At 43.1% G+C, this 26,242-nt stretch carries 26 protein-coding genes; 15 read left to right on the forward strand and 11 right to left on the reverse strand.

Features of this window, described 5'->3' with window-relative positions; translation table 11 throughout:
* Positions 1-119: 119 nt before the first annotated feature.
* A complete protein-coding gene (locus tag CQA49_RS06920; RefSeq protein WP_115575241.1) occupies positions 120-1,460 on the reverse strand; it encodes a site-specific integrase in 1,341 nt (446 codons plus the stop codon).
* A gap of 571 nt (positions 1,461-2,031) precedes the next feature.
* Between CQA49_RS06920 and trpD the strand changes: the two genes are divergently transcribed.
* Genes trpD through trpA form a run of 5 tightly spaced genes read left to right on the forward strand, consistent with a single transcriptional unit; the run spans position 2,032 to position 6,519 of the window.
* The gene (gene trpD, locus CQA49_RS06925) at positions 2,032-3,054 is read left to right on the forward strand and encodes an anthranilate phosphoribosyltransferase (protein ID WP_115575242.1); all 1,023 of its coding nucleotides are present in this window, start codon (positions 2,032-2,034) and stop codon (positions 3,052-3,054) included.
* Entirely contained in the window at positions 3,051-3,881 is an 831-nt protein-coding gene (trpC, locus tag CQA49_RS06930; protein ID WP_115575243.1) for an indole-3-glycerol phosphate synthase TrpC, read from the forward strand. The genes trpD and trpC overlap by 4 nt, the downstream gene beginning before the upstream one ends.
* 12 nt (positions 3,882-3,893) lie before the next feature.
* Positions 3,894-4,514, forward strand: a complete 621-nt coding sequence (locus CQA49_RS06935; protein ID WP_115575244.1) for a phosphoribosylanthranilate isomerase — start codon at positions 3,894-3,896, stop codon at positions 4,512-4,514.
* 39 nt (positions 4,515-4,553) lie between these two features.
* Positions 4,554-5,741, forward strand: coding sequence for a tryptophan synthase subunit beta (gene trpB, locus CQA49_RS06940; RefSeq protein ID WP_115575245.1), 1,188 nt, complete (start codon positions 4,554-4,556; stop codon positions 5,739-5,741).
* Positions 5,734-6,519: a tryptophan synthase subunit alpha gene (trpA, locus tag CQA49_RS06945; protein ID WP_115575246.1), complete on the forward strand. Its 786-nt coding sequence runs from the start codon at positions 5,734-5,736 to the stop codon at positions 6,517-6,519. Before trpB ends, trpA begins: the two co-directional genes overlap by 8 nt.
* A 47-nt stretch (positions 6,520-6,566) precedes the next feature.
* Here trpA and glyQ read toward each other — a convergent pair whose 3' ends face one another.
* Positions 6,567-7,451 (reverse strand): glycine--tRNA ligase subunit alpha, encoded by an 885-nt coding sequence (gene glyQ, locus CQA49_RS06950; protein WP_115575247.1) that lies wholly within the window; start codon positions 7,449-7,451, stop codon positions 6,567-6,569.
* Positions 7,452-7,697: 246 nt separating this feature from the next.
* On the opposite strand from glyQ, the gene CQA49_RS06955 reads away from it, so the two are divergent.
* From CQA49_RS06955 to CQA49_RS06965, 3 genes are all read left to right on the forward strand, one after another.
* A complete protein-coding gene (locus CQA49_RS06955; RefSeq protein WP_115575248.1) occupies positions 7,698-9,140 on the forward strand; it encodes a major outer membrane protein in 1,443 nt (480 codons plus the stop codon).
* Between the two features lie 113 nt (positions 9,141-9,253).
* Positions 9,254-10,510, forward strand: coding sequence for a molybdopterin molybdotransferase MoeA (locus tag CQA49_RS06960; protein ID WP_115575249.1), 1,257 nt, complete (start codon positions 9,254-9,256; stop codon positions 10,508-10,510).
* The gene (locus CQA49_RS06965; RefSeq protein ID WP_115575250.1) at positions 10,507-10,923 is read left to right on the forward strand and encodes a universal stress protein; all 417 of its coding nucleotides are present in this window, start codon (positions 10,507-10,509) and stop codon (positions 10,921-10,923) included. The genes CQA49_RS06960 and CQA49_RS06965 overlap by 4 nt, the downstream gene beginning before the upstream one ends.
* 192 nt (positions 10,924-11,115) lie before the next feature.
* On the opposite strand, the gene CQA49_RS06970 is transcribed toward CQA49_RS06965, so the two are convergent.
* From CQA49_RS06970 to CQA49_RS07005, 8 genes are all read right to left on the reverse strand, one after another.
* Positions 11,116-12,060 carry a MoxR family ATPase gene (locus CQA49_RS06970; RefSeq protein WP_115575251.1) on the reverse strand — a complete coding sequence of 315 codons (945 nt, stop codon included), beginning with the start codon at positions 12,058-12,060 and terminating at the stop codon, positions 11,116-11,118.
* Positions 12,061-12,098: 38 nt separating this feature from the next.
* A complete protein-coding gene (gene dapB, locus CQA49_RS06975; RefSeq protein WP_115575252.1) occupies positions 12,099-12,878 on the reverse strand; it encodes a 4-hydroxy-tetrahydrodipicolinate reductase in 780 nt (259 codons plus the stop codon).
* Entirely contained in the window at positions 12,872-13,816 is a 945-nt protein-coding gene (gene trxB / locus CQA49_RS06980; RefSeq protein WP_115575253.1) for a thioredoxin-disulfide reductase, read from the reverse strand. Before trxB ends, dapB begins: the two co-directional genes overlap by 7 nt.
* A 60-nt stretch (positions 13,817-13,876) precedes the next feature.
* Positions 13,877-15,136 (reverse strand): bifunctional glutamate N-acetyltransferase/amino-acid acetyltransferase ArgJ, encoded by a 1,260-nt coding sequence (argJ, locus tag CQA49_RS06985; protein ID WP_115575254.1) that lies wholly within the window; start codon positions 15,134-15,136, stop codon positions 13,877-13,879.
* A gap of 81 nt (positions 15,137-15,217) precedes the next feature.
* Complete coding sequence (locus CQA49_RS06990; protein ID WP_258864254.1) at positions 15,218-16,336, reverse strand: TrkA family potassium uptake protein; 1,119 nt, start codon at positions 16,334-16,336, stop codon at positions 15,218-15,220.
* Between the two features lie 18 nt (positions 16,337-16,354).
* Complete coding sequence (rpmB, locus tag CQA49_RS06995) at positions 16,355-16,543, reverse strand: 50S ribosomal protein L28 (RefSeq protein WP_066389138.1); 189 nt, start codon at positions 16,541-16,543, stop codon at positions 16,355-16,357.
* Positions 16,544-16,634: 91 nt separating this feature from the next.
* Complete coding sequence (locus tag CQA49_RS07000; RefSeq protein ID WP_115575276.1) at positions 16,635-17,411, reverse strand: pseudouridine synthase; 777 nt, start codon at positions 17,409-17,411, stop codon at positions 16,635-16,637.
* Positions 17,412-17,439: 28 nt separating this feature from the next.
* Positions 17,440-18,942: a mannose-1-phosphate guanylyltransferase/mannose-6-phosphate isomerase gene (locus CQA49_RS07005; RefSeq protein WP_115575256.1), complete on the reverse strand. Its 1,503-nt coding sequence runs from the start codon at positions 18,940-18,942 to the stop codon at positions 17,440-17,442.
* A 146-nt stretch (positions 18,943-19,088) separates the two neighbouring features.
* Here CQA49_RS07005 and CQA49_RS07010 point away from each other — a divergent pair, with 146 nt between their 5' ends.
* Positions 19,089-19,412: a hypothetical protein gene (locus tag CQA49_RS07010; protein ID WP_115575257.1), complete on the forward strand. Its 324-nt coding sequence runs from the start codon at positions 19,089-19,091 to the stop codon at positions 19,410-19,412.
* Positions 19,413-19,438: 26 nt separating this feature from the next.
* On the opposite strand, the gene CQA49_RS07015 is transcribed toward CQA49_RS07010, so the two are convergent.
* On the reverse strand, positions 19,439-19,978 hold the full coding sequence (locus CQA49_RS07015; protein WP_115575258.1) for a hypothetical protein: 540 nt from the start codon (positions 19,976-19,978) through the stop codon (positions 19,439-19,441).
* Between the two features lie 155 nt (positions 19,979-20,133).
* On the opposite strand from CQA49_RS07015, the gene CQA49_RS07020 reads away from it, so the two are divergent.
* The 6 genes from CQA49_RS07020 to CQA49_RS07045 all read left to right on the forward strand — a co-directional run bounded on the left by CQA49_RS07020 (position 20,134) and on the right by CQA49_RS07045 (position 26,237).
* Entirely contained in the window at positions 20,134-20,358 is a 225-nt protein-coding gene (locus CQA49_RS07020; RefSeq protein WP_115575259.1) for a hypothetical protein, read from the forward strand.
* The gene (locus tag CQA49_RS07025; protein WP_115575260.1) at positions 20,342-20,599 is read left to right on the forward strand and encodes a type II toxin-antitoxin system RelE/ParE family toxin; all 258 of its coding nucleotides are present in this window, start codon (positions 20,342-20,344) and stop codon (positions 20,597-20,599) included. Before CQA49_RS07020 ends, CQA49_RS07025 begins: the two co-directional genes overlap by 17 nt.
* Before the next feature lie 91 nt (positions 20,600-20,690).
* Complete coding sequence (locus CQA49_RS07030; protein ID WP_258864253.1) at positions 20,691-22,670, forward strand: extracellular solute-binding protein; 1,980 nt, start codon at positions 20,691-20,693, stop codon at positions 22,668-22,670.
* A 95-nt stretch (positions 22,671-22,765) separates the two neighbouring features.
* Entirely contained in the window at positions 22,766-24,091 is a 1,326-nt protein-coding gene (locus CQA49_RS07035; RefSeq protein WP_115575261.1) for a sodium-dependent transporter, read from the forward strand.
* Positions 24,092-24,128: 37 nt separating this feature from the next.
* Positions 24,129-25,172, forward strand: a complete 1,044-nt coding sequence (locus CQA49_RS07040; protein ID WP_115575262.1) for a D-alanine--D-alanine ligase — start codon at positions 24,129-24,131, stop codon at positions 25,170-25,172.
* Entirely contained in the window at positions 25,173-26,237 is a 1,065-nt protein-coding gene (locus tag CQA49_RS07045) for an alpha/beta fold hydrolase (protein ID WP_115737604.1), read from the forward strand.
* The last annotated feature ends 5 nt before the right edge of the window (positions 26,238-26,242 follow it).

Consider the following 26,242-nt stretch of genomic DNA (forward strand, 5'->3'; position numbering starts at 1 on the left):
GCTTTAACACTAAATCAGGGGCTAGCACAAGCCCCACACAAAGGCAAATTAGCGCAAACGCCGCTAGCCAATACTTCACAATTTCTAACAAGTCTTTTAGCTCGTCCATTGTTTCCCCCTTAGGCTTGATAAAGCCAAAGTGCTGGCTTGTAGGATTCATTTTTTACATATTTGGCATAGACACTTAGGGTGATATGAGAATTTTTGTGTCCGAGTGTTTGAGAGATCCAGCCGATATTTTCTCCGCGTGAAAGCATAATAGAGGCGAAAGAGTGCCTTGTGTTATACAAAACGCGGTGGGGCAAATTGCACTTTTGAAGGAGATTTACCCAGCTTGTATTTCTGTATCTTTGCGAGATTGGCTTGCCTAAAGCATTGCAAAATATAAAGGGGGATTTTGCTTTTGCGTTGTTTTTGAGCCAAGTTAAGGATTCTAATAATGGTGGAAGCATGATAATTTTGCGTATGCTTGAGTGTGTCTTTGGGGAAGTGATAGTCCTCCTATTTAGCGTTTTTGAAATACTAATTTCGCGCTTTTCAAAATCAATATCACTCCACTGCAGCGCGACAATCTCACCAACGCGCGCACCACTAAAAAAGCTAAAACGCAAAAATTCCCTAAACAACGCGTCTTGGCAATTTTGAAGCAAAAGAGAAATTTCATTTTCAGAAAATGGTTGAATTTCTTTTGCTTCTTTGCATGCAAGCTTTGCTTTAAACATAGGGGATTTTGTGATTAGATTTTCAACCCTTGCCCTTTCAAAGATGCGCCCTAAGTAGCCCATTAGGTATCTTGCACGCGATTTTGAGTTAGAGCTTAGATACTTGTAAAATTCAGCAATGTCTTGGCGTGTAATTTTTCCAATCTCTACATCACCAAAAAAAGCTAGCAATTTTCTTTGAGCATAGAGGTAGGAGGTTTTCGTGCTTTCTTTAAGTGTGACATGCTCTAAGGAAAGATCGCTTATGATTTGGGAAAGCCTCGCACTTTTGGGTGTGTCATTTTGAAGTATCGCTTCGGCTAACGCCAAAGCTCCGCCTCCGCTTTTGCCTTCGTGGAAGTTAATTCCGCTTCGCCTCCAGCTTCGCGCACAGACACAACCTTTTTTTGTTGGGCGTGTAGATTTTATCATTGCGAAGGTTTCAGCCCAAAGCTTTCTATTCCCTTCAGTTATCTCACTTTTTGCCCCACATTTTGGCGTTGATTTTGAGATAGTTTTTGCCTTTGATGATTTTCTTGAAAAATTAGCAATATTTTTTGAGCTATTGTTAATTTTTGTAACAAAAAAGCTCTTTACTTCAGCATTTTTTTCAAAATATTCCAAAGCTTCGTGCATATTTTCAGACACAAGATGCATGTTTTTTTCATCTGCTTTTAATCCTGTGCTTAAGCGTATGCGCTCACCTTTTTTCATTTTTTCAATCCATAGGATGCCTTTTCTGTCTGTAATTCCTTTCATTTTTGCTCCTTTACTTACGCTCTGACAGATGAGCTTGATTTGGCTTGTGTTGCCACCACAAGCGTTGTGTAAATCGCCTACGCAGCTATGCGTATTTGAATCCTAAAAAATGCGCTAAGTAAGGGCTAGGGCTTTGTTTTAGCTTTTTGCTAGGTGACTTGGCTAGTTGGGTTTGGATTGGCTTTGGTCGCCCGCCACATTGCTGGCTTGGGTTTGGCGCAAAGTTATATCCCATCACTCACATAGCTCAAGTGTGCCTGCTAGCCCCACATCTTGGCGCAAAAGTTTCCGCGAAATAACTTTGTAAAGGTTTTTAAGTAAAAATTTGATAGAATGCGTGGTGCGTGGATTTTATAAAGATATTTTCCACACTTTTAAAAAGATTTATGGAAGTGCGTTGGGGTTTCCGCCCCCCTGCAAAGTCTTATTTTTTCCGCGCTATGCAGAAATTTTAGACTTCATTTGATAGCGATGAAGTAAGAAACTAAGATTCCCAACAACCAAAAAAAGGTAAAATACGCGCTTTTTTAATGCCTTGTTTTAGGCTTGAAATTTAGTTCTAGGAGCGATGATGCAAAATCCAATACAAGAGGCGATAAATAGGCTCTTGCAAAGAGAAAATCTCAATTTTACCCTCGCGCAAAATGTGATGAATGAAATTATGGAAGGCAAAGTCAGCCAAGTGCAAATGGCGGCGTATTTAAGCCTTCTTAGCGCGAAGGGTGAGAGCATCGAGGAGATTACAGCTTCAGCGCTTTCTATGCGCGCGCATAGTTTGAAGTTAGAGCATGATTTTGATGTGCTTGAGATTGTCGGCACAGGTGGCGATGGCTCAAATTCTTTTAATATTTCCACAACTTCATCTTTTATCATCGCAGCAAGTGGCGTGAAAGTCGCAAAACATGGCAATCGCGCAGCTTCATCAAAAAGCGGTGCGGCTGATGTTTTGGAAGCTTTGGGTGTAAATATTTTGCTAAGTCCCGCGCAGTCTTTGGAGCTTTTGAAAAAAATAAATATCTGCTTTCTTTTTGCCCAAACCTACCATAGCGCGATGAAATATGTCGCGCCTGTGCGCAAAGAGCTTGGGATAAAGAGCATTTTTAATCTCTTAGGACCGCTTTCAAATCCGGCTAACGCGCAATTCCAGCTTATGGGCGTGTATGAAAAGTCGCTTGTAGAGCCACTTGCAAAGGTGCTATCAAATCTAGGCGTGACGCGCGCGATGGTGGTGCATGGGCTTGATTGCCTTGATGAGATAAGTTTGAGCGCAAAAACTTTCGTGTGTGAGGTGGATTGTGGGAAATTCACAAGCTATGAAATAAGCCCGCGCGATGTGGGCTATAGTTTTTGTGACAAAAGCGCGCTTATTGGTGGGAATCCACAAGAAAATGCCAAAATCACAAGAGAAATCCTTAGCGCAAAAGACAAAGGCGCAAAGCGAGAATCTGTGTGTCTTAATGCAGGCGCGGCACTTTATATCGCTAAGCGCGCAGAGAGCTTGGAGCAGGGCGTGCGCTTGGCGGAAAGCCTTATAGATTCTGGCAAGGCAGAGGCAAAGCTTGAGCAATTTATCTCACAAAGTAATGCGATATGAAAAGCGATAGAAATATTTTAGAGCAAATTTGTGAGGATACAAAAGCGCGCATACAAGAGCAAATGCGCCAAATCCCGCGTGCGCAAATGATAACTCTCGCACAAGATAAAGCCTCAAAGTTAGAATCTTTTGCCTTTGAGCGCGCACTAAAGCGCGGGGAAAATGAAGCGATGAAATTTATTTGCGAGGTGAAAAAGGCTTCGCCTTCAAAAGGCATCATCGCGCAGGATTTCCCTTATGTGGAGATTGCGCGCGAGTATGAGCGCGCTGGGGCTGATTGCATTTCTTGTCTCACTGAGCCAAAGTATTTTTTGGGCGCGGATTCCTACTTGCAAGAGTTGCGAGAATCTGTGAGTGTGCCACTTTTGCGCAAGGATTTTATTGTGGATTCTTATATGATTTATCAAGCAAAGGTTTTGGGTGCGGATTGTGTGTTATTAATTTGTGCGATTTTGGGCGCAAAGGAGTTGCAAGAATACCTTGCTATCGCCCAAAGCTTGGGGCTAAGCGCGCTTGTGGAGGTGCATGATGAGAATGAATTGCAAATGGCATTAGATTCTAGCGCGCGCTTAATTGGCGTTAATAACCGCGATTTAAAGACTTTTAGCGTGGATTTAAATACTAGCCTGCGCCTAAAAAAGCTCTGCCCCGCGCATATTACTTTCATTGCTGAAAGTGGGATTAGCACGCGAGGGGATATCGCGCTTTTAGAAAAAGGCGGTGTTGATGGCGTTTTGATTGGCGAAGGGTTAATGAGGCAAAGTGATAAAGTGCGTGCGCTTAGCGAGCTTAGAGGCGAAACTAAGGGCAAATTTGATGGAATCTAAAAGGTGCTTACAATGAAAATCAAAACCTGCGGACTTTGGCGCGTGCAAGATATAGAGTTTGCAAACACGCTCAAGCCTGATTTTATCGGCTTTGTTTTTGCAAAATCTAAGCGAGAAGTGAGCCTTCAGCAAGCAAAGGCGCTAAAAAAAAATCTAGATTCTCAAATCAAGGCTGTTGGCGTGTTTGTGGGCTGTGATAATACGCGGATTTTGGAGGCGTTGAAAGAGGGCATTATTGATTGCGTGCAAATCCACGATGCGCCTTTTAAAGAAATAAGCGCGTTGCGGGATTGTTTGAAACGCGATTTTCCACAAGCCATAATCATCGAAGCGCGCAAAGCACAGAATCTAGAGGCTTTGCTTGTGCCTTGCGTGGGGGATTTTTTGCTTTTAGATTCTCTGCAATCAGGGAGCGGGAAGCGTTTTTGTTGGGCGCTTTTGGAGGAGGCAAAAAAGGCTGGTTTGAAAAAGGAATTTTTCCTAGCTGGCGGGATAGATTCTCAAAATTTAGATGAAGCGATGGCGCTAAAGCCTTATGCCATCGATATTTCAAGCGGGATAGAAGTTCAAGGGGTTAAAAATTTTGCTAAAATGCAAGAAATCATCGCGCGCGTGCATGCGTGGCAAGAGTAGGCGTTGGCAAAATTTCGCGCGTTTAGTAAAGGAGAAAAAATGCAGAAAAAAAGCTATTTTGGGGAGTTTGGCGGGCAGTTTGTGCCAGAGACATTGATGCGCTCGCTTTTTGAGCTGGAGGAAGCGTATGATTTTTACAAAAACGACAGCGCGTTTAATGCCCAGCTGCAATCTCTTTTTAATAATTACGCCAATCGCCCTTCTTTGCTGTATTTTGCGCAAAATATGACTAAAGATTTGGGCGGGGCGAAAATCTATCTCAAGCGCGAGGATTTAAATCACACAGGCTCACATAAGATTAATAATGTGCTAGGACAGGCACTTTTGGCTAAAAAAATGGGTAAAAAACGCCTCATCGCAGAAACAGGCGCAGGACAGCATGGCGTGGCAACAGCGACAGCCGCAGCGCTTATGAATATGGAATGTGAAATTTTCATGGGGAAAGAGGATACCTTGCGTCAGGCGCTCAATGTCTATCGTATGAAGTTGCTTGGCGCGCGCGTGCATGCGGTGGAGAGTGGCACAGCTACGCTCAAAGACGCGGTGAATGAGACGATGCGCGAGTGGAGCAAGCGCTTAGATGATACGCATTATGTGCTTGGCTCGGTTATGGGACCACACCCATTTCCGCGCATTGTGCGGGACTTTCAAGCGGTGATTTCAAAAGAGATAAAAGAGCAGATTCTCGCACTAGAAGGGCGTTTGCCAAATGCAGTGCTTGCGTGCGTGGGAGGCGGGAGCAATGCGATGGGCGCGTTTTATCACTTTTTGGGAGATTCTCAAGTACGACTTATTGGTATAGAGGCTGCGGGCAAGGGGATTGACACGCCAGAGACTGCCGCGACTTTGAATGTTGGGAGTTTGGGGATTTTCCATGGAATGAAGTCGTATTTTTGTCAAGATTCTAATGGGCAGATTGCGCCGGTGTATAGCATTTCTGCGGGGCTTGATTATCCGGGCATTGGACCAGAGCATGCGTATTTGCACGATAGCAAGCGCGCGCAATATGTGGCAATCACTGATGAGCAGGCAGTGCGCGCGTTTGAGTATCTTTCAAAGATTGAGGGCATTATCCCCGCTATTGAATCCGCCCATGCCATAGCGCACGCAATAGCCCTCGCGCCACAAATGCCAAAAGAAAATATTTTAGTCATCAATCTTTCAGGGCGTGGAGATAAGGACTGTGCGGCGATTGCACGCTATAGAGGGGAGGAAATTTATGAATAAGGCAAAAGGTTTGGAGCAAGTTTTTGCGGGCAAAGAAGCGTTTATTCCATTTATCACCTGCGGGTATCCTAGCCTTGAGGTGAGCGAGCGTTTGATTGAATCTATGGCGCGCAATGGCGCGGATTTGATAGAGCTTGGCATTCCATTTTCTGATCCAACCGCTGAAGGCGCGGTGATAGAGCAAGCCAGCCTTTTATCACTGCAAAATGGCACGCGCACGGATTCTGTTTTTGCGATGATTGCGCGCGTGCGGGAGCGTTGCGATGTGGCGTTGGCGATTATGACTTATGCAAATATTGTGTTTGCCTATGGGATTGAGAAATTTTGTCAAAAAGCGCACACGCTTGGAATCTGCGCGCTTATCCTGCCAGATGTGCCTTATGAGGAGAGCGCGGAGTTTGGGGCGATTTGTGAGCGCTATAATATCGCGCTTATTTCTTTCATCGCGCCTACTTCTTCAAAAGAACGCATTGAGATGATTACAAAAGCCGCGCAGGGTTTTATATACTGCGTTTCTTCGCTTGGCGTCACAGGTGAGCGAAGCGCACTTTCAAACCAACTGCAAGAAATGGTAAGCACCATTAAAGCGGTGAAAGATATCCCCGTGTGCGTGGGCTTTGGCATCTCTACACCAGCGCAAGCAAGCGAAGTCGCGCGCTATGCTGATGGCGTAATCGTAGGAAGCGCGATAGTAAAGCGCTGTTTGGAATACAAAGATTCTTGTATAGAGCCTATCAGTGCGTATGTCAAGGAAATGAAAGAAGCTATTAGTAAATAAAACTCTTGCTAAATTTTTAGATTTTTTTAAATAATTAAAGCAGAATCTCACCCTTTTACACGGGATTCTCGCTCGCTTTCTTGTTCTTTGTAAAGCAACGCACAGCCTTTGGCAAGCTCGCGGATTTGCAAAATGTAGTTTTGGCGTTGCGTTACAGAAATCGCCTTGCGTGCATCAAGCACATTGAAAAAGTGGCTCGCAAGCATTGTGTAATCATACGCAGGCAAGGGCAGTGCGTTCTCTAGGCATCTTTTTGCCTCGCTTTGTGCTAACTCAAAAAAGCTAAACAAACTTTTGATATCTGCGCTCTCAAAGTTGTATTTGCTAAACTCATACTCGCCCTCTTTATGCACATCGCGGTAATACAGCTTTTCGCCCGCACTTCCTTGTCCCCAAAAGATATCAAACACATTGTCAATCCCTTGAATATACATCGCCAGCCTTTCCACGCCATAGGTGATTTCCACCGCTACAGGCTCGCATACCACGCCGCCAACTTGCTGAAAATAGGTAAATTGCGTCACTTCCATACCATCAAGCCACACTTCCCAGCCAAGCCCCCACGCGCCCAAAGTCGGGGATTCCCAATTATCCTCCACAAAGCGCACATCATGTTTTTGCAAATCTAGCCCGAGTGTTTCAAGGCTTTGCAAATACAGCTCTTGTATGTTTTGCGGATTTGGCTTGATAAGCACTTGAAATTGATAGTAGCTTCCTAGGCGGTTTGGATTCTCACCATAGCGCCCATCTGTGGGACGTCTTGAGGGCGCGACATACGCCACACTCCAAGGTTTAGAATCTAGGCTTCTTAATAGCGTCGCAGGGTGGAAAGTCCCCGCCCCCGCAGGAATATCATAAGGTTGCACGATGAGACAGCCCTGCTTTTTCCAAAATGTTTGCAATTCTAATAAAATATCCGAAAAACTCCGCACTTTGCACCTCTTGCTTTAAGTAAATAAATGCGCGATTTTACACTTTTTGTGCTTAAAATTATGCCCCCAACTAGAATCTTGTCAAAATAGAGAATCTTATAAAAATAGAAAATCCTGCCAAAAATGTGTAAAATTTCAAAAAATCCGCCACTTTGCAAAGTTTTTACAAAAATTTTATTTATATTTTATTTTATATAACTACAATTCTTATGTCTCAAAAGACAAAACATTAAGGAGAAATAGAACATGAACAAAAAAATATCTTTAACATTAGCCGCTTTGCTTGCAGTAGGGCAATTCACAGCTTACGCAGTAGAGGAAGCTACAACGGAAAAAGTCGCGGGAGAAAAGGTAGAGAAAGTAGAAAAAGCGGAGAAAAAGCCAAATATGCTTGAAGCAATGAGTTTCAAGGGCTTTGCATTTATGCGCTATAGCACAGCTGATGGCGAAGGTGGCGCAGCGCAAAGACAGCAATACAGAATGAAGCTTGACGCCACAACCGGCAAGGTTGAGGGCTTTAGCTTCACAGCTGGAATCTACCTCAATCAAGGCTCAAGCACACCGGGCACTAATGGCAATAATACTGATAAAGACATCGCAGGAAGTCAAGCAATAGCGATTAACAACGACTTTGCAGATAGGCTATCAATTGCCACATATTATGGCACAAAGGAATTTGGGGAATCTATAAAAACCACCATCAACCTTGGGCGCTTAAATATCGCATCAGTTTTCACTGATAAAAACACCGACTTAGGCACAGGCGCGGAAGTAAAGATTAAAGGCAAGAATCTAAGCTACTCTCTAAGCCATTTTGATAACTGGATGACAAATAACCTCGCCTATGGTATGCGCGCGCATGGAGCCTTAACAGGAAGTGGTTATGCTGGCGCAAATATGGGTATGGGAAACAACCTCACACTTTTCAACATTAAGGGTGAAAAGCTTGGGGGCTTTGATTTTGGAGTGACTTTGGGGAATGCTGTAGGCTTAATTGATTATCTTGCTTTTGGTGAAGTGGGATATAAGACTGGCGGATTCCATATTTTGGCACAAGTGGCAGCAGCGGGTATGAACTCTACGCCGAGCTGGGGAAGAGGTGTAAATGGAAGTGCGCTAACAAATTGGAATACACCTAACAACACCACAAGACCAGCTTATAACTTTGGTAGCGGAGCAGACGCAAATGCATGGGCGAAAAATCGCGGAATCTATAATGTGCAAGTAGGCTACAAAATCGGAGGATTCTCAAGCAAACTCGGTTACCTAGGAAGCTTTGGCGATGGTTATGGCGTTTTACTTGATTCAAAAGGCGGGATAAATATCGCTGGTAAAGCATGGAGCAATAACTACGACTCCGCAAATGAGGGCTTTGGCTTCATAGGAAATGGCAGTAGAGCTGGCACAAGCATCATGGCAATCTACGCCCAGCTAAATTACGCAATCATCAAACCACTCAAACTCGGGCTTGATGTCTCCTATGTAGGCGGAGATAACAACTACAACACAATAGCAGTTGCAAAGCAATCAGCAAATATTACTGAAGGTAAGGGCATTACTTTCACAGAAATCGCCCCTTCACTTAGCTACAAACTCAATGAAAATTTTGAATTTTCAGTCTTTTATGCCTATGTGACAGGTGATGTGGAGTTTGGCAAATCCCGCTTTGAGCTTAAATACAACTTCTAAGATTCTTATAAAATCACCGCTTTTTAAGGGGCGGTGATTCTTTATCCTCCATTAAATTATTTAATAAGCAAAAAACGATAGAATACACGCAACAAGGATAGTAAGGAAAAACAATGATTGAGCTAGCAGAAATTTTTCAACGCCTTTGGGAATCTTGCGCGTTTAAGAGGGATTTTTTAAGAGGGCAAGTTTTGCAAAAAGGGATTTTTGAGGCGCAAGGTTTTGTGCTGGCAGAAAGTCTCATCGCCTCGCGCGCATTGCCGGCGTTTAGCAATTCCGCGATGGATGGCTACGCGGTGCTTTTGGAGGATAGCGGGTGTGAGGTGGAGCTTTTGGGACGCACGCTTGCGGGTGAAAAACCACAAGATGCGCTTTTGCAAAAAGGCTTTGTGCAAAAAGTGATGACAGGCTCACCACTTCCGCCAAACACGCAAGCCATCGTGCCTTTGGAATTAGTTGAGAATCTGCCAAATGGTAAAATCAAGCTTCCAAATGAGATAAAGCCAAACCAACATATCCGCTTGCAAGGTGAGGAAATCGCGCTAGATTCTGTTGTTTTGCCAGCATTTAGGCGCTTAAAGCCCCTTGATTTAGGACTTGTGGCGACACAAGGATTAGAAAAAGTCAATGTTTGCAAAAAGCCAAAAATCGCGCTTTTTTCCACAGGTGATGAGGTCATCGAGCCCGGACAAAGCGCGCAGGCACATCAGATTTACAACACAAATGCGATAAGCATTTTTAGCATTTTGCGTGAATTTCACCACGATATCGAGTATCGCGGGATACTGCCAGATAAGCGCGAGGTGCTGGAGCAAACGCTTGGGAGCTTAAAAAGCTGTGATGTTGTGATAACCACAGGGGGCGCGAGTGTGGGCGATGCGGATATGCTAAAAAGCACGCTGCAAAAGCTCGGCGCGCAGATTCTCTTTGATGGTGTGTGCTTAAAGCCCGGTAGGCATTTGAGCGTGGCGATTTTGGGAGAATGTATTTTTATCCTTTTGCCCGGGAATCCGCTTGCTTCGCTCTTGCATCTTTATGCGATTATTGTGAGTTTTTTAGAGTTTTTAAGTGGTGCAAATGATTGCTTTTTAAAAGCGCATAGCGTGCGGGCAAATGTCGCTTGCATACCAACTTCAGGCGCACAGAATCTCTTGCTTGGGATTGAAAATGATGGCGTATTTGAGATTTTTAAAAATGGAAAATTTGGCTCTAGCGCGCTTATAAATGTGTGGAAAAACAACGCGCTAGCAATAATTGACAAAGATTATGGTAAGATAGAGGCTTTGGAAGAGCTTTTCTGCGTGCGTTTTGGCGCGCAGGAGTTTGAAGCGCAGTGTAAATTTATCAATTCAAAAAGGAGTGGCAAATGACAAAACTTTTATTTGGAGTGAGCGATACAGAGGAATGCAGAAGGGCGATTGGCACGATTAGCAAGCTCTTTGGCAAGCGCGAAGATGTGGAGCTGACGCTTTTGCATGTGAGTGAAGAAATCGTCGTGTATGCGCAAAGTGGGATTGTGAATTATGAAACTATCGAAAATATCGAAAGTGAGCGCTCTAGTGAGATTCTCAATGAGTTTGAAAATACCTTTAAAAATGAAGGTATAACCTGCAAGAAAATCTTGCGCACAGGCAATCCTATCGATGTGGTGCTAGAGATTGCAAATGAATATGATTTGCTTGTGATTGGCGCTAGTGAATCTTCTTTGCTGTATAGAATCTTTAGCTCGCATCAAAATAGCTTTATTAACTCTTCGCCTATCCCTGTGCTTGTGGCAAAGTAGAGCTTTATTTTCTTAATCGTATCACCTCGTGCGAGTTAAATCGCACTTTGGCTCCGCTTCGCATACACATAAACTATTTTTAGTTGATGAGATTGAGAGATTTTTCGACGCGGTTTGGTTTTAGAGAATCTTTGGAATGTTTTAAGACTTTGTAAATCCTAGGGCATAATGCGTAAGATTCTATTAAGAAATTTAAGGAATCTTTACCCTTGAGGCGAGTTCGTTTAGGATTTCTTTTGGACTTATACCTTCACTCAAGGCTTCAAAGCTTAGTAGGATTCTATGTGAGGCGATGATGGGCAAAACTTCCAAAATATCGCTAGGCGTGAGATAATCCCTATTTTGCAAAAAGGCATAAGCCTTCGCAGCGCGTTGCATATCAATGCTCGCACGCGGAGAAAGCCCTAAGCGCAGGCAAGAGATATTTTTATACACAAAGTTTTCACGCGTGGCGCGCGCAAGAGCGATGATGTATTCTTGCAAGCTTGGCTCGACATAAATTTGCTCAATGCGCTCTTTTATCATCTCTAAATCATGGGAATCCATTAGCGCAAGTGGTTCTTTTGCCAAATGCGCATTTTGCAGGATCTTAACCTCACTTTGCGCGCTTGGGTATTCTAGCTCAAGCCCTAGCATAAAGCGATCAAGCTGCGCCTCTGGGAGCGCATACACGCCTTCGGATTCTATGGGGTTGGCTGTAGCGATGACAAGGAAAGGGGAATGCAGTAAATAGCATTCCTCACCGATACTCACCTGCTGTTCGCCCATGGCTTCCAAAAGCGCACTTTGCACCTTTGCAGGCGCGCGGTTGATTTCATCAGCGAGCAAAATATTTGTAAAAATTGGTCCAAAGCGCGTTTGAAAATTTTGCGTTTTTGGATTATAGATTTGCGCGCCTAAAATATCGCTAGGGATTAAATCAGGGGTAAATTGGATTCTCTTAAAGCTAAGATTTAGCGACTTTGCGAGGGATTTTGCAAGGGTGGTTTTGGCAAGTCCGGGCACACTTTGGAGCAAAATATGCCCTTGAGTAAAAAGCCCGATAAGCGCGTATTCTACAAGGCGTTCCTGCCCTAGCACGCAGGAGTTGAGCTGTTCTCTTAAGGTGGCGATTTTTTTAAAAAGTTTTATTTGCATACGCGCGCTTTGAGGTTAGCTTTGGTGCATGTGGTTTTCTAAGAATCTAAGCATAAAAAATCTTCAATCCCATACAAGCCTGCTTTTTGATTCACAAGCCAGCGCGCTGCTGCGATTGCACCTTTGGCAAAAGTCGCGCGTGAAGTGGCGTTATGCGTGAGCTCTAAATACTCGCCATCAAGGTAGAATCCAACCGTGTGGCGTCCCACCACATCGCCCCCGCGCAGGCTCATCACGCCGATTTCATCTTTGCTTCGCGCGCCGATATTGCCATCGCGCCCGCTTATGCGCACTTTGTCAATGTCTAGCCCGCGTGCTTGCGCGCAAGTTTGCGCGAGGGTGAGTGCTGTGCCACTTGGGGCGTCTTTTTTGTGGTGGTGGTGGATTTCTACGATTTCTATGTCGCTTTCTTTCAATGCGCGCGCTGTGAGGCTGGAGAGTTTGTTAAGCACGCTCACACCGCGACTCATATTGCTTGCTTGCAGGATTGGCAAGATTTGGCTTGCCTTTTTAATACGCGCAAAATCATCTTGGCTAAAGCCCGTGCTACCGATAACTATCGGGCGCGCAAGGTTATTTTCTAGTGCTATTTTAATAAGCTCTAAACTTCCGGCTGCAGAGGAAAAGTCAATCACACATTCACAAGATTGCAAAAACTCTTTTATGTCTTTTGCTACATATAAGCCCTGCGCGTGCAAGGATTCTAAATTATCGCGTGCATAAACAACTGAAACTTCTAAATCTGTGTTTTGGGCGATTTCCTCAATGAGAAGTTTTCCCACGCGCCCGCTTGCGCCAAAGATTCCGAGCTTTAGCATTGTTTCGCCTGCTCTAGGTAGCTAATGGCTTGCAATGCCGCTGTTGCGCCATCACCTGCCGCGCAAATCACTTGCTTTGGCGCTTGGATTCTCACATCGCCCGCTGCAAAAAGCCCTTCTACGCTCGTTCGCATTGACAAATCAACCTTGATGCTGCCATATTCATCGCATTCACAAAGCATACTGCCATTTTCTTGCTTCAAAACCTGCGTATTGACATCATAGCCGACAAAAACAAAGATTCCGGGCACCGGAAGTTCGCGCACCTCGTTATTTTGCGTATTTTTCACAAGCACGGAAGTAACGCCTGACATATCGCCTTTAATCTCTTCAACAATGTAAGGTGTGAGAATCTCAATCTTTGGATTTGACTTCACATGCTCTATCGTCGTGGGAGCTGCGCGAAATCCATCTCTGCGGTGGATGAGATAAACCTTTTTACACATTCTTGTAAGATACACCGCCTCTTCAAGCGCTGTGTCGCCCCCGCCAAGGACCGCGACTTCTTTATCTTTATAAAAAAATCCATCACAAGTGGCACAGGTGCTGACGCCTTTGCCCCAAAACTCATTCTCACCCTTTACGCCTGATCGTTTAGGACGCCCACCGGTAGCAAAGATCACCGCTTTTGCTTGATGCGTTTTCCCGCCTAGTTCATGGATTTCAAAAACATTGCCATTTTTACTAACGCGCTCAACCTCGCTCATCTCATGCTTAAGCCCGAATCTAAAGCACTGCTCCTGCCATGGCTGCATAAAATCTAGCCCGCTCATCACCTCTTTCACGCCCGGATAGTTTTCTATCTCGCTACTTCCTGTGATTTGCCCCCCGGGCATGCCTTTTTCAAATAGCACGACATTTTTAATCCCGCCTCTTGTCGCATATAGCCCCGCACTAAGCCCAGCAGGTCCCCCGCCAATGATTGCTAAATCTATCATTCTGCCCTCCTAAAGTAAAAGTTTCATAAGCGTATAAGAAAACTCTTAACGCTTGAAAAATTACGACCTATAATCTGAATTTATCTCCACATATTTATGCCCCAAATCGCAACCATAGCTTACATAGCGCCCTTTGCCTAAGCCTAAATCACAAAGGATTCTAAACTCTTGCGCTTCCATAGCCTTTGCAGCTTTTGCCTCGATTTCTGGTGTGAAAAGGATTGTGCCTTTGTCATACACGCACACGCCACCAATTTCGATACGCAGGCTCTCTTCCTTTGCGCGCACACCGCTTGCGCCAATGGTGGAAGCTATGCGCCCCCAATTTGGATCGCGCCCAAAAAGTGCGGTTTTGACTAAAAGTGAGTTGCTAAGTGCTTTTGCGGCGATTTTTGCTTCGTTTTCATCTTGCGCACCACACACTTCAAAGGCTACAACCCTGCTCGCGCCCTCGCCATCGCGCACCATATCAAGTGCGAGTTTATGTGTAACCAAATCTAGCGCGTGCTTAAAAGCCTCTTTGTCATACGCGCCACTTTTGGCGTTACTTAGCAAAAATACAGAATCATTTGTGCTCATATCGCCATCTACGCTTATGGCATCAAAATTTTTCTTTGCAACGCTTTGAAGCAATTCCTCGCAGTCCTCTTTAGGAATAGCAGAATCTGTGGTGATAAAGCAAAGCATTGTCGCAAGGCTTGGGGCTATCATCCCAGCGCCTTTTGCCATTGCGCCGATGTGAAAGGATTCTCCATTTTGCAAAACCACCTTAAAAGCAACTTCTTTACTAAAAGCATCAGTCGTCCTAATCGCGTCACTCGCGCGCAAATGGGAATCTAAATCTAAATTTTCAAGGCGGATTTTTTCAAAACTTTGTGTAATTTTCTCTTTTGGCAAACGCACGCCGATAACGCCTGTGCTTGACATAATGGGATTTTTTAAGGTAGGAAAACGCGCGCTTAGGTTTTGCAAAATCTCGCAAATATCCTCCACGCCAGCTTTTCCTGTCATTGCGTTAGCGTTTTTTGTGGTGATAAGAATGAAGTTAGATTCTACTTCTTTGCCTTGCTTTTGCGCATCTTTTTGCACGCATTCTTTGAAATGCACAATTGGCGCGGCAGCAAAAGTATTGCTTGTGAAAAGCGCGCTTACCCTAAAGCCATCTTTGGCGTAAATATAGGCGATATCTAGCGCGTTGTCTTTTTTCAACCCAGCGCTTATGCCCTCACTCACAAAGCCTTCGCTCACGCTTACGCCACCTTCTATTGGATAGATTTCAAAGGTTTGCGGGGAGTTTTTAAAAGTTTGAGAATCTTGCATTTTTAAGCCTTTTTTCTAAATTTTGCTACTTGCTTGCGCGCCTATTTTGTGTCCGCGTGGCAATTATCACTAAGCATAGATTTATACATAATCCACCTCTTTTGGCTTGCTTTTACGCATAATAAGGCGTTTTGTCATTCTTATGCCCTCCGAAGTGCCGATGACTAGCATTTTGCATTCACTTGTGACGACCACATCGCCATTTGGCATATTGATTTGCTTGCCATCTTTTTGCGTGATTGCCACGACGGAGACATTTGTCACATCGCGGAAATGCGCGTCTTTGAGCTTACGCAGCACAAGCCAGCTGTAACGAGGCACGATGATTTCTTCCAAATCAAGCTGTGTATCGCGTTTGTAGAGAAATTGTTCTAATAAATTTTCCATATCCGGGCGGATTGCCATGGCTGAGATTCTCTGTGCGAGGAGCCTAGAGGCAGAAACGACAAAATCACAACCTAACTTTTTAAGCTTATTTATCTCTTCTTGCGTGTTTGCATTAGCGATAACATAATAAGGACGCCGTTCTAGCTCTTTTTCAAAAAGCCTTACACTTGCGATGAGTGCGATATTTTCAGCGATATTTGATGAAAAAGTCACAATGCCTTTGGCAGAAGAGAGATGCGTTTTTAGCATTGCAAGTTGCGTGTGAGGGTCTGCGCTAATGTAGTAGGGGTATTTGTGCGCTTTTGCCTGTGCTTCAAAATCCGCGCTGTTATCCACGACGACAAAGGGGATTTGGGATTCTCTAAATTGCTTGCTAAGCTCGATTGTATGCTCATTTTGATAGCATATAACATAATGATTGCGCAGTCTGCCAATCTTATAAATCATATTTTGCTCCTTAATGAGGCTTATAAGGTTGCTATTATTAAAAACGCTAATCGTAAAAGCCACGCTAAAAGTGATAACGCCCGCGCCACACACCATAAGTATAGTAGTAAAAATAATGGTGATAGTGCCAAAATCTCTTTCTCCAAGCGCGCCAAAGCCCGTGTTTGTGAAAGTATAAGTCGTTTGGAAAAACGCCTGCATTAAATCATAATCTTCCAAAACCAAATAGCCCAAAGTCCCAAAAATTACAAAAAATTGTAATAAAACTAAAGGGATTCTAAAGGGTTTTAGCTGCTGATATAATTCCGACCTTAGGCTTATATCAGGCTTTGAGGGCTTGTCTTTTTTACGAGGTTTCACCTTTATCAAGGCTAGATTCTACTTTTAGGATTTTTTTCTCATTGTGCGAAGTGTGGAAGCAGCGACTTTGACGCGCACGCTTGTGCCATCATCAAGCTTAATCCTAATTGTGCGTAAGTTTGGTAATGAGCGTCTTTTTGTTTTGTTATTCGCGTGGCTTACATTATTGCCTACCATTGGACCTTTACCGGTGAAAAAACATTTCCTTGCCATTGTGTTATCCTTAATAAAAGAATTGTGATTAAAAACCGCGGATTTTAGCAAAAAGTTTTAGAAAACTACCTTAAATGTATTAAAAAGCGCATTAATTCTCTGCTTGAAAATCCTGCAAAAAGAGATGTAATTTCTTGTATTCTTCCTTATTGAAGTAGCGCCATTTGCCACAAGGCAGGGCATTGAGATTACAAAAGCCATAGTTTACACGCTTTAAGTCCAAAATCTCATAGCCAAATTGCGCGAAAAATCTGCGTAGCTCGCGATTTTTCCCCTCACATAAGCTCACACGCAATTTTGGGAATCTTTGGCTGTCTTTAAGAATTGTCACTTCTGTAAATGGACGCAAAATCACTTCTTTTTGCGCTGTTTTTGGATGCGCGCCTTTGGTGTTTGTGAGCGTTATTGGCGCGCTAGATTCTAGCATTTTATTAAGAGAATCTAGGAGTTTTTGGCTTAGCGGTTTGTCAAGCTTAAGATTATACACACGCTCTAAATTCGCGTTGCTTAGCGCATGCACGAGCATTTTATTATCGCTTAAAATTAAAAGCCCTTCACTTGCAAAATCAAGCCGCCCCACATAGCTAAAGCCCCTAAACTTAGAATCCAAACTTTCATAAATCGTGCGCCTGCCTAGCTCATCGCGCTTGCTGACAATCTCGCCTTTTGGCTTGTGATAGATAATCGCGGTGTAATTATGCGAGGGTTTTAAAAGCTTGCCATCGACAAAAACTTTATCAGATTCACTAAGTTTGCTTTGCAAAGTAGCCTTTGTGCGCCCGATACGCACGCGCCCAGATTCTATAAGCGCATCAGCTTCACGGCGGGAAAATTGAGAATTATGAGCGATAAATTGATTTAAGCGCATAGTTGTGATCCATTTAGCCCTGAAATCGCTACCTGCGCGCAAAGTCATCTTCTAAGCGCACGATATCATCTTCGCCTAGATACTCACCCATTTGCACTTCGATAAGCACAAGCGGGATTTTGCCCGGATTTTCTAGCCTGTGTGTCTCGCCCATAGGGATGTAGGTTGATTGATTAGCTTTCAAAAAAAGCTCTTTTTGCCCAATAGTGACAATCGCGCTCCCGCTTACTACGATCCAATGCTCATTCCTATGAAAATGCTTTTGCAAACTAAGGCGCTTGCGCGGTTTGACGACAATTTGCTTGATTTTGTAATTACTAGATTCTAAAAGCACGCTATAAGTGCCCCATGGGCGGTGCGCGGTGTTGTGAATCTGCGTAAGCTCTGGGTGAGAGGTTTTTAAAAGATTTACGACTTCTTTAATGCGTTGTGTTTGGCTAAGTGGCGCAACTAGCGTGCAATCCCCGCTATCAATAATGGCTAGATTTTCCACGCCAATGGTGGCTACGAGCTTTTGCGAGATAACAAAGTTATTGCGAGAATCTAGCGCGATTAAATCACTTTTATGCGCATTTCCTTGAGAATCTTCTTGCCACTCTTTTTTGAGCGCTTCAAAGCCCCCAACATCATTCCACGTAAAATCCCCCTCCACGCACGCTACCTTGCTACTTTTTTCCATCAATGCATAATCAATGCTAATCTCTTCAATCTCTTCGCTCACATTTGGCAAGAGACGCAAAATTTGAGAATCCGCACTTTTAGAATCTTTTTGAGAATCCTTACCTTGCGCGCGGAAAGCATTTTGCTCTTTGCTTAAAATATACGCCTTTTTGCACGCGTTATAAAGCTCTGGGGCGTGCGTTTCTAGCTCTTTTAAAAAGACATTTGCCTTAAAGCAAAACATTCCGCTATTCCAAAAATAATTTTTAGATTCTAGGTATTTTTGGGCGGTCTCTTTATTTGGTTTTTCGACAAACTGCTCGACAATGCCATCCTTTGCCTTTATATAGCCATAGCCCGTATGCGCAGAATCTGGCTTAATCCCAAAAGTCACCAAAAAGCCCTTAGCGCTTAGCTCTAGCGCCTTTTCAATGCACTCGACATAGGCTTTTTGATTGCTGATTAAATGATCGCTTGGTAGGGCTAAAATTATTTCATCTTCATCAATTTCAAAGGCATTGAGCGCGGCAAAGCAAAGCGCTGGCGCGGTGTTTTTGGCTACAGATTCTAAAAGAAAAGAATCCACAAAAACCCCCACTTGATTTGCAATATCTTGCGCTAGGAAAAAGTGCTTATCATTAGTAATCACGCTAAAGCGTGCATTATGACTTTGGCAAAAGTTTGCATTCCGCAAAAGCGTTTTAGCAAAAAGGCTTGAAGTCTCTTCACTTGCGGTGGTCGCAAGGTAGGGATTTTGCGTTGGATCTTGTTTTTGTGGCGGAAGAATCGGGGCAAATTGCTTTGGCAAAAGCTCGCGTGATAGAGGCCAAAGCCTCGTGCCAGAACCCCCACAAAGTATGCTAATTGTCATAAAAACTCCTTAAAATTTCTTAATTAATTTACATTCTCAAGCGACTAATCGCGCCATTATAGGCTAAATTGCAAAAAGTTGCAAATTGACAAAACCCTAATTTTAAGACTTTAGCCAATGTCGGAGCTATAGGGGCTGAAAGCACAATGGCAATAGGAGTAGGCAGAGCAAATCAGCTAGCTGCTACGACAAGAACTAGTATGCTTGAGAGAGGATTAGCAGGGAAACCTACAGCTGCTCCAAGTAATGCGCCACGATTAGAATATTCAGGCTCTTATACATTCTCAAACTCTATGTTTAGAGATTTTGGGACTATGAGTGGGAGAGAGCAAAGAGGATTTATGAGAGACTTTAGACAGCAAAGCCCAAGTAGAGCAAATGCGTTTGAAAGACAATATAATGCTTTACATCAGAATCCTTTGGGAAGTAATGGGGGGATAGTTGAGATGGGAGTTAAGCCTAATTGGTAATTAAAGTTAATTAGCACTATTTCGTGCTAATTAATAATTCTATATTGTCCTTTTTTCATTTCCTGCTTTAATCTTTCTAAGTGTTTTATATAAGTAGGATCTTTAGCTTCCTCTCTACTCTCGTCAGCCCACATAGCTGTTACAACACCTACTGGAGGAACGGAGTCCAAGCTAATTACTTTTAATTCTCCACTTTCAATAAAATTAGCAATATCATCTTGCGTGAATTGGGGATAAATAGGTTCTTTAAGATAAGTTAGAACCCAATATCCATTTTCGTGATTCCTCAATCTCTCAACAACCTTTGCCTTTGCTGCACTATCCCACGCATTCCAATATGACTCCTCTTTAGAGTCTTTGCTTTCTTTGAGGTATTTTTCATAGGCTGCTTTCCATTCTTTCTTAGAAGTGATTAAGCCTTTGCTTTTGTCATCATCAGCGCAGATTTTAGCCCATTCCTCAGAAGTCATATCTCTATCTGAGCGATCCATAGTGTATCCATTAGCTGGAATGCTAGTATCACTAAATGTCATACCAAGTAGATAACCTAGTGCAAAGCTACCCATAGCCTTTTCTCCTTTCGTTTTAGATTTATTTTGCAGGCATTATAGAGAGTTTCGGGGAAAAATGCAAATGTGGCTACACCTCATAAGTCCCACACACCTTGACTTCATTTTGTAAAAAGTGTTACACTCTCATAACAAAATTTTAAGGGGTTAGCATGACTATAATCTCACAAGAAATAGAGCATTTGCTTACTCTCACACAAAAAGAGAGCGATTTAAGTAAAGAGCAGATTCTTACTAATGCTTTGCAAAACTACCTCGAAGATATGCAGGATTACAAATCTGCGCTTGAAGCTGAGGAAAGATTGCTTAAAAATCCGCGCTTAAGTAGTTTAGATGAGTTAATGAAAAAGGCTAATATCAATGCAAGTGAGCTTTGAGGAAAGAGCCGAAAAAGAGTTTTTAAAGCTTAGCAAAAGCATTCAAATTCAGATTCTTAAATATCTCAAAAAAGTTGAAGCATTAGAAAATCCAAAAGATATGGGAAAGCCACTGCGTGGGAATCTTAAAGATTATTGGCGTTATAGAGTTGGTGATTATAGGTTAATTTGCAAGATTAGAGAGCAAGAATTGCTCGTGGTTGTCGTGGCACTCAATCATAGAAGCAAGGTTTATAAATAAATTACTATTTGGTTTTTTGCTACACTCAAAACACACTTAAATTTGTAAGCTATAATGCGCCAAAAATTACGCTTTTAAGCAAGGGGTTTTGGTGGCGAGAATCTACACAGCAAAAATCTATGCAACAAAAATCAATATAATGAGAATCCACGCGATGAGAATCTTTATAATCAGTATTTTTAGCCTTTGTGTGGCATTTGGGGCGCAAGGCGAAGCGCCTAAGGGGATATATGGTGAGACACCTAAGGGGACGCATGACAAGGCGCAAAATATGGCGCAAGGTGGCATGCATGCGCTCACACTTTTTGGCACGCCAAAATACCCAAAAACTTTCACGCATTTTGATTACGCAAATCCAAACGCGCCAAAGGGCGGGATTCTCAAAAGTTACGAGCTAGGAGATTTTAACTCGCTAAATCCCTTCATCCAAAAAGGCAATCCCGCTTCAAATCTCGACACGCTCGTGTATGACACGCTCGGCGTTGGCGCGCTTGATGAGAGTGCGACAGAATATGGGCTTATCGCAAAGGAGTTTATCAAAGATCCGCAGGGCTACTTTTTGGAATGCGTGATTGATGAGCGCGCGCGCTTTAGCGATGGTGTGGCGGTGAGTGCGGAAGATGTGAAGTTTAGCTTTGATACTTTGATAAATCTAGGCAAGCTTGAATACCAGCGCTATTATGCAGATGTCAAGGAAGTGCAGGTGCTAGATTCTAAACGCGTGCGCTTTGTGTTTAAAACGAATGAAAATTCCGAACTCGCGCTTATTCTCTCCCAGCTTCCCATTCTACCAAAGCATATTTTTTACAAAAATGGCAAAAACACTTTTGGCGCAGATTCTCTCACGCCTCCTGTTGGCAGTGGCGCGTATAGCGTGGATTCTTATGAGATTGGGCGCAAGATTGTGTATAAGAGAAATCCAAACTATTGGGCGAAAGATCACCCCACGCGCAAAGGTTTCTTTAATTTTGATACTATCATTATTGAATACTACAAAGATCCTGTTGTCGCACAGCAGGCGTTTATAGGTGGCGCGTATGATTGGCGTGTGGAGTCAAGCGCGAAAGTGTGGGCGAAAGACTATCAGACAAACAAGCAAGAGCTTTTAAGCAAAATCATTATCCCAAATAAGCTTCCTAGCACACTTCAGGGATTTTTTTTCAACACCAAACAGCGATTTTTCAAGGATAAGCGCGTGCGCGAGGCGATTTTTTACGCCTTTGATTTTGAATGGAGCAACGCGCATTTATTTTTCAATCAGTATGAGCGCACGATAAATATTTTTGACAATTCCCGCTTTGCCTCAAGTGGTGTCCCAAAGGGGCTAGAGCGCAAAATTTTGCAAAAGCTAGAGCTTGATGATGCGCGGATTCTAAATTTTGCCTACCTTATCCCGCGCACGGATTTGGCATTGCCACAAAATATAGAATCTGGTTATGTGGATTGGGAAGGCGTGAAGCATGAGCCAAACAAGGCGCTTTTAGCACAAGATCGTAGGGAAAATCTCAAATACGCCGCAAAGCTCTTAAAGCAAGCGGGCTTTGTGTTTAAAGATGGCGTGTTGGTGGATTCTCAAAACCAACCGCTAGAGTTTGAGATTCTCATCAATTACGAAGCGTTTGAGCGCATTTGCCTGCCTTTTATTGAAAATCTCAAAACCCTTGGAATCCGCGCCACGCTCACAAAAGTCGATGATATACAATACACAAACCGCTTGAGGGATTTTCAGTATGATATGGTTATCGAGCTTGTGGGGCAGAGCCTTAATCCGGGGAACGAACAGCGTTTTTATTGGGGGAGCGAGGCGGCGCAAAAAAGTGGCGGGCGCAATTACGCGCGCATTGATGAAAAAAATGTCGATGCGCTTATAAATGGGCTTATAAACGCGCGCAATGAGGAGGAAAAAGAAGCCTATGGGCGCGCACTTGATAGAATCTTGCTTTGGGGATTTTATGTCATTCCGCATTTTCACGCGCAAGGCTATCGCGTGGCATTTTGGAATGATAGAATCGCCATGCCACAAAATGCCCCCATATACGGCTTTAGCCCCTATTTGTGGTGGGCGAAATGAGTGCGTTTTTAAGAAAATTTTTGACTAATAAGCTTTTTAGTTTATTCAAGCTACAATGCGCGCGCTTAATTTTTACAAAAAACTAAAGGCGGTGCATGCGAGCGCGTTTTGGCAGTCAATTTACCTACATTCTTACCATTGCTGGGGCGACTATTGGTTTTGGTGCGATTTGGCGTTTTCCATATTTGGTGTGGGAAAATGGCGGTGGCGCGTATGTGTTGCTTTTTTGTATTGCGATGCTTTTGATTGGAATTCCTATGATTTTGGTAGAAAATGTCATCGGCAGGCGCACGCATTGCAATAGTATCGATTGCTTTGGCGGAAGTGTGAATGGCAAAAAAATCCACAGATTCTGGAAAATCACAGGGATTTTGGGCGCGCTTGGCTCATTTGGGATTATGGCGTTTTATATGGTGCTAGCGGGCAGGGTTTTGAGCTTTCTTGTGGGGATTTTTAGCGGTGGGCTTGATTTGTCAAGTCCGCTAAGTTTGGAGCAAACGCAAAGCTTTTATGCGCAGAATGTAGAGAGCGCGCCTTTGCGCGTGGCGCTTTTTACCGCGCTTTTTGTTGGGGTGAATTGGTTTATCTTAGCACGTGGCGTGATTGGCGGGATTGAGCGCGTGGCAAGCTTTTTGATGCCATTACTTTTTTTATTTTTCGCGCTTATCATCGCGCGCAATCTCACGCTTGAAGGTGCGATGGAAGGCATAAGATTCTATCTTCACCCAGATTTTAGCAAGCTAAGCGCGAAGCTTTTTATCGAGGTGCTGGGGCAGGTGTTTTTTGCGCTTTCCCTTGGCTTTGGCGTGGTGATTACGCTTTCATCATTTTTGGATAAAAAAGAGCATTTATTGAAAGTAGCAAGCCTTACAGGCGTGATAAATACGCTTATTGCGCTATTGGCTGGATTTATGATTTTTCCAGCGATTTATAGCGTGGGCGGGACGCCGGATTTTGGCGCGGATTTGGTGTTTAAGTCTTTGCCCATTGCCTTTTCGCAAATGCACTTTGGCGCGATTGTGGCGGTTGGATTCTTTTTGTTATTACTCATTGCAGCACTTACAACGACGCTGCCTATTTATGAAGTCATTATTACTATTTTGCAAGAAAAGCTTAAATTTTCGCGTCAAAAGAGCATCGCCATCACGCTTTTGGGAATCTTTGTGCTTGGGAATGTTCCCTGTGTGCTAAATCAAAGCGTTTTTGATAGCTTTAATTGGGTGAGTGGGAATATACTTTTTGTGCTGACAGGGCTTTTGTGCGCGCTGTTTGTTGGGTGGATTCTTAAAGGTGAGGCAAAGCGCGAGCTTAGCAATGATAAGGATATAAAAAGCATCTTTGTGGGAATCTGGTTTTATTATGTGAAGTTTATCGTGCCATTAGTGATTGTGGCGATTTTTGTGAGTAATTTTATTTTTTAAAAGCGCGTGAATTTTGCAAATTTTTAAGGAGGGGTGAATGAATTTTGGCATTGTCTTTGGTGGAGCGAGTTTTGAGCATGAGATAAGCATTGTAAGTGCGATTGCGCTAAAAAAGGTGCTAAAAAATGAGCTTATTTTTATCTTTTTAGATTCTGAACATAAATTTTACTTGATAGATTCTAGCAATATGAAAGCCTCATTTTTTGCAAAAGGCTTGTATAAGCAATGCCCAGAGCTCTCTTTGGGACTTGGGGGATTTTATGAAAATAAGGGATTTTTTAAGCGCAAAAGTTTATTAAAAATCCACACGCTTTATAGCCTTATACATGGCGCAGATGGGGAAGATGGCACGCTAAGCGCGCTTTTTGATTTTTATAAAATCTTTTATATCGCGCCTAGGGTTGAAGCGTGCGTGCTAAGCTTTGATAAGGCTTTGACAAAGCTTTATGCCACTTCGCGCGGTGTGAAGGTGCTAGAATATGAAGTCCTAAACCAGCGCACAAGAGAAAATCTTAAACAAAATTTTCCGCTTATTTTAAAGCCAGCGCGCCTTGGAAGCTCGATTGGTGTGAATATTGTAAGAGAATCTAAAGAGCTAAATTATGCGCTGGATTCTGCATTTGAATATGATGAAAATGTCGTGGTGGAGCCTTTTATAGAGAATGTGAGGGAATATAATTTGGCAGGTTGCAAGATTAAGGATGAATTTATTTTTTCACTCGTTGAGGAGCCAAAGAAAAATGAAATTTTGGATTTTGAAAACAAATATTTAGATTTTTCGCGCACGCAAAGTTTGCAAAAAGCGGAAATCTCGCAAGATTTGCAAAATGCGTTGCAGGAAAATTTTGCAAAAATTTATGAAAATATGTTTGAAGGCGCAATTGTGCGCTGTGATTTTTTTGTGATAAATGATGAGGTGTATTTGAATGAGATTAACCCGATCCCGGGCTCTGGGGCGAATTATTTGTTTGAAAATTTTGAAAAAGTGCTAGAAAATCTCGCGCATAATCTGCCAAAGAAAAAACCCATTAAAGTAAGCTATTCTTATATCGAGCAAATCACGCGTGCTAAGGGAAAATAAGTGGCGCTTAAAGAAATCACTTACCAAAATACGCGTTTTGGGCTAAGTTATAATTTTTTAAACCTTTCAATTTCTCACCCAAAGGGCGTGCTTGTGTTTTTACATGGTTGGGGGAGCAATAAGGAGTTGATGAAGCTTAGCTTTGAAAAGAGCTTTGCGGAGTTTGTGCATCTTTATATTGACTTGCCCGGATTTGGCGCGAGTGCGTGCGAAGTGGCGCTATTTACGAAAGATTACGCGCAGATTCTAAAGCTTTTCTTTAATGAGCTAAAGGCGCAAAATGAGGCGCTGGATTCATTGGAATGGATTATGCTAGGGCATAGTTTTGGGGGGAAAGTCGCTACACTTTTGGCAGAGGAAAAGCTTATTTTGCTAAGTTCAGCGGGCATTGTGAGGAAAAAATCTTTAAGCGTGTGCGCAAAAATCTTGCTTGCAAAAATTGCAAAAAAACTTGGCATTAGCGCAAAAGCCTTGCGTGCAAAAGATAGCGCGGGGCTAAATGAGGCAATGTATCAAACCTTTAAAAATGTCGTAAATGAGGATTTTAGCGCGGAATTTCGCGCATGCAAGGCAGAGGCGTTTATTTTTTGGGGCAAGGAAGATAGCGCGACACCGCTAGATTCTGGAATGAAAATCGCGGAACTCATACAAAATAGCTTTTTTTCGCCATTGCCCGGGGATCATTATTTTTTTATGAAGCAAGCGCAGATTATAGAGGAGCAATATATGCAAGAACAGGCACAAATTAGCACGCAAAATAAAGAGACAATCAAGCATTTTCTCATCTTTGGGAAAGTGCAGGGCGTGGGCTATCGCAAGTATGCAAAGTATAAGGCAGAGCAAATTGGAGTTTTTGGTAGCGCGCAGAATCTAAGTGATGGCAGTGTGGAAGTATGGGCGCAAGGGAGCGAAAAACTGCTAAAGAAATATCTTATTTTTCTAAAAAGAGGACCCGAGCGCGCAGTGGTTGAGCGTGTGCAAGAGGTTAAGGGCGCGCAAGATTCCCAAAATATACAAGAATCCCAAAGCGCAAAAAGATTTGAAAATTTTACTATCATAAAGTGAGGCAT

The sequence above is a fragment of the Helicobacter sp. MIT 00-7814 genome, from assembly GCF_003364115.1.
Lineage (GTDB): Bacteria > Campylobacterota > Campylobacteria > Campylobacterales > Helicobacteraceae > Helicobacter_F.

Bases quoted from the DNA above. Each gene is read 5' to 3' on its own strand.
- CQA49_RS06920 (WP_115575241.1), bottom strand. From the start codon at position 1,460: ATGAAAGGAATTACAGACAGAAAAGGCATCCTATGGATTGAAAAAATG.
- trpD (WP_115575242.1), top strand. From the start codon at position 2,032: ATGCAAAATCCAATACAAGAGGCGATAAATAGGCTCTTGCAAAGAGAA.
- trpC (WP_115575243.1), top strand. From the start codon at position 3,051: ATGAAAAGCGATAGAAATATTTTAGAGCAAATTTGTGAGGATACAAAA.
- CQA49_RS06935 (WP_115575244.1), top strand. From the start codon at position 3,894: ATGAAAATCAAAACCTGCGGACTTTGGCGCGTGCAAGATATAGAGTTT.
- trpB (WP_115575245.1), top strand. From the start codon at position 4,554: ATGCAGAAAAAAAGCTATTTTGGGGAGTTTGGCGGGCAGTTTGTGCCA.
- trpA (WP_115575246.1), top strand. From the start codon at position 5,734: ATGAATAAGGCAAAAGGTTTGGAGCAAGTTTTTGCGGGCAAAGAAGCG.
- CQA49_RS06955 (WP_115575248.1), top strand. From the start codon at position 7,698: ATGAACAAAAAAATATCTTTAACATTAGCCGCTTTGCTTGCAGTAGGG.
- CQA49_RS06960 (WP_115575249.1), top strand. From the start codon at position 9,254: ATGATTGAGCTAGCAGAAATTTTTCAACGCCTTTGGGAATCTTGCGCG.
- CQA49_RS06965 (WP_115575250.1), top strand. From the start codon at position 10,507: ATGACAAAACTTTTATTTGGAGTGAGCGATACAGAGGAATGCAGAAGG.
- CQA49_RS06970 (WP_115575251.1), bottom strand. From the start codon at position 12,060: ATGCAAATAAAACTTTTTAAAAAAATCGCCACCTTAAGAGAACAGCTC.
- dapB (WP_115575252.1), bottom strand. From the start codon at position 12,878: ATGCTAAAGCTCGGAATCTTTGGCGCAAGCGGGCGCGTGGGAAAACTT.
- trxB (WP_115575253.1), bottom strand. From the start codon at position 13,816: ATGATAGATTTAGCAATCATTGGCGGGGGACCTGCTGGGCTTAGTGCG.
- argJ (WP_115575254.1), bottom strand. From the start codon at position 15,136: ATGCAAGATTCTCAAACTTTTAAAAACTCCCCGCAAACCTTTGAAATC.
- rpmB (WP_066389138.1), bottom strand. From the start codon at position 16,543: ATGGCAAGGAAATGTTTTTTCACCGGTAAAGGTCCAATGGTAGGCAAT.
- CQA49_RS07000 (WP_115575276.1), bottom strand. From the start codon at position 17,411: ATGCGCTTAAATCAATTTATCGCTCATAATTCTCAATTTTCCCGCCGT.
- CQA49_RS07005 (WP_115575256.1), bottom strand. From the start codon at position 18,942: ATGACAATTAGCATACTTTGTGGGGGTTCTGGCACGAGGCTTTGGCCT.
- CQA49_RS07010 (WP_115575257.1), top strand. From the start codon at position 19,089: ATGGCAATAGGAGTAGGCAGAGCAAATCAGCTAGCTGCTACGACAAGA.
- CQA49_RS07015 (WP_115575258.1), bottom strand. From the start codon at position 19,978: ATGGGTAGCTTTGCACTAGGTTATCTACTTGGTATGACATTTAGTGAT.
- CQA49_RS07020 (WP_115575259.1), top strand. From the start codon at position 20,134: ATGACTATAATCTCACAAGAAATAGAGCATTTGCTTACTCTCACACAA.
- CQA49_RS07025 (WP_115575260.1), top strand. From the start codon at position 20,342: ATGCAAGTGAGCTTTGAGGAAAGAGCCGAAAAAGAGTTTTTAAAGCTT.
- CQA49_RS07035 (WP_115575261.1), top strand. From the start codon at position 22,766: ATGCGAGCGCGTTTTGGCAGTCAATTTACCTACATTCTTACCATTGCT.
- CQA49_RS07040 (WP_115575262.1), top strand. From the start codon at position 24,129: ATGAATTTTGGCATTGTCTTTGGTGGAGCGAGTTTTGAGCATGAGATA.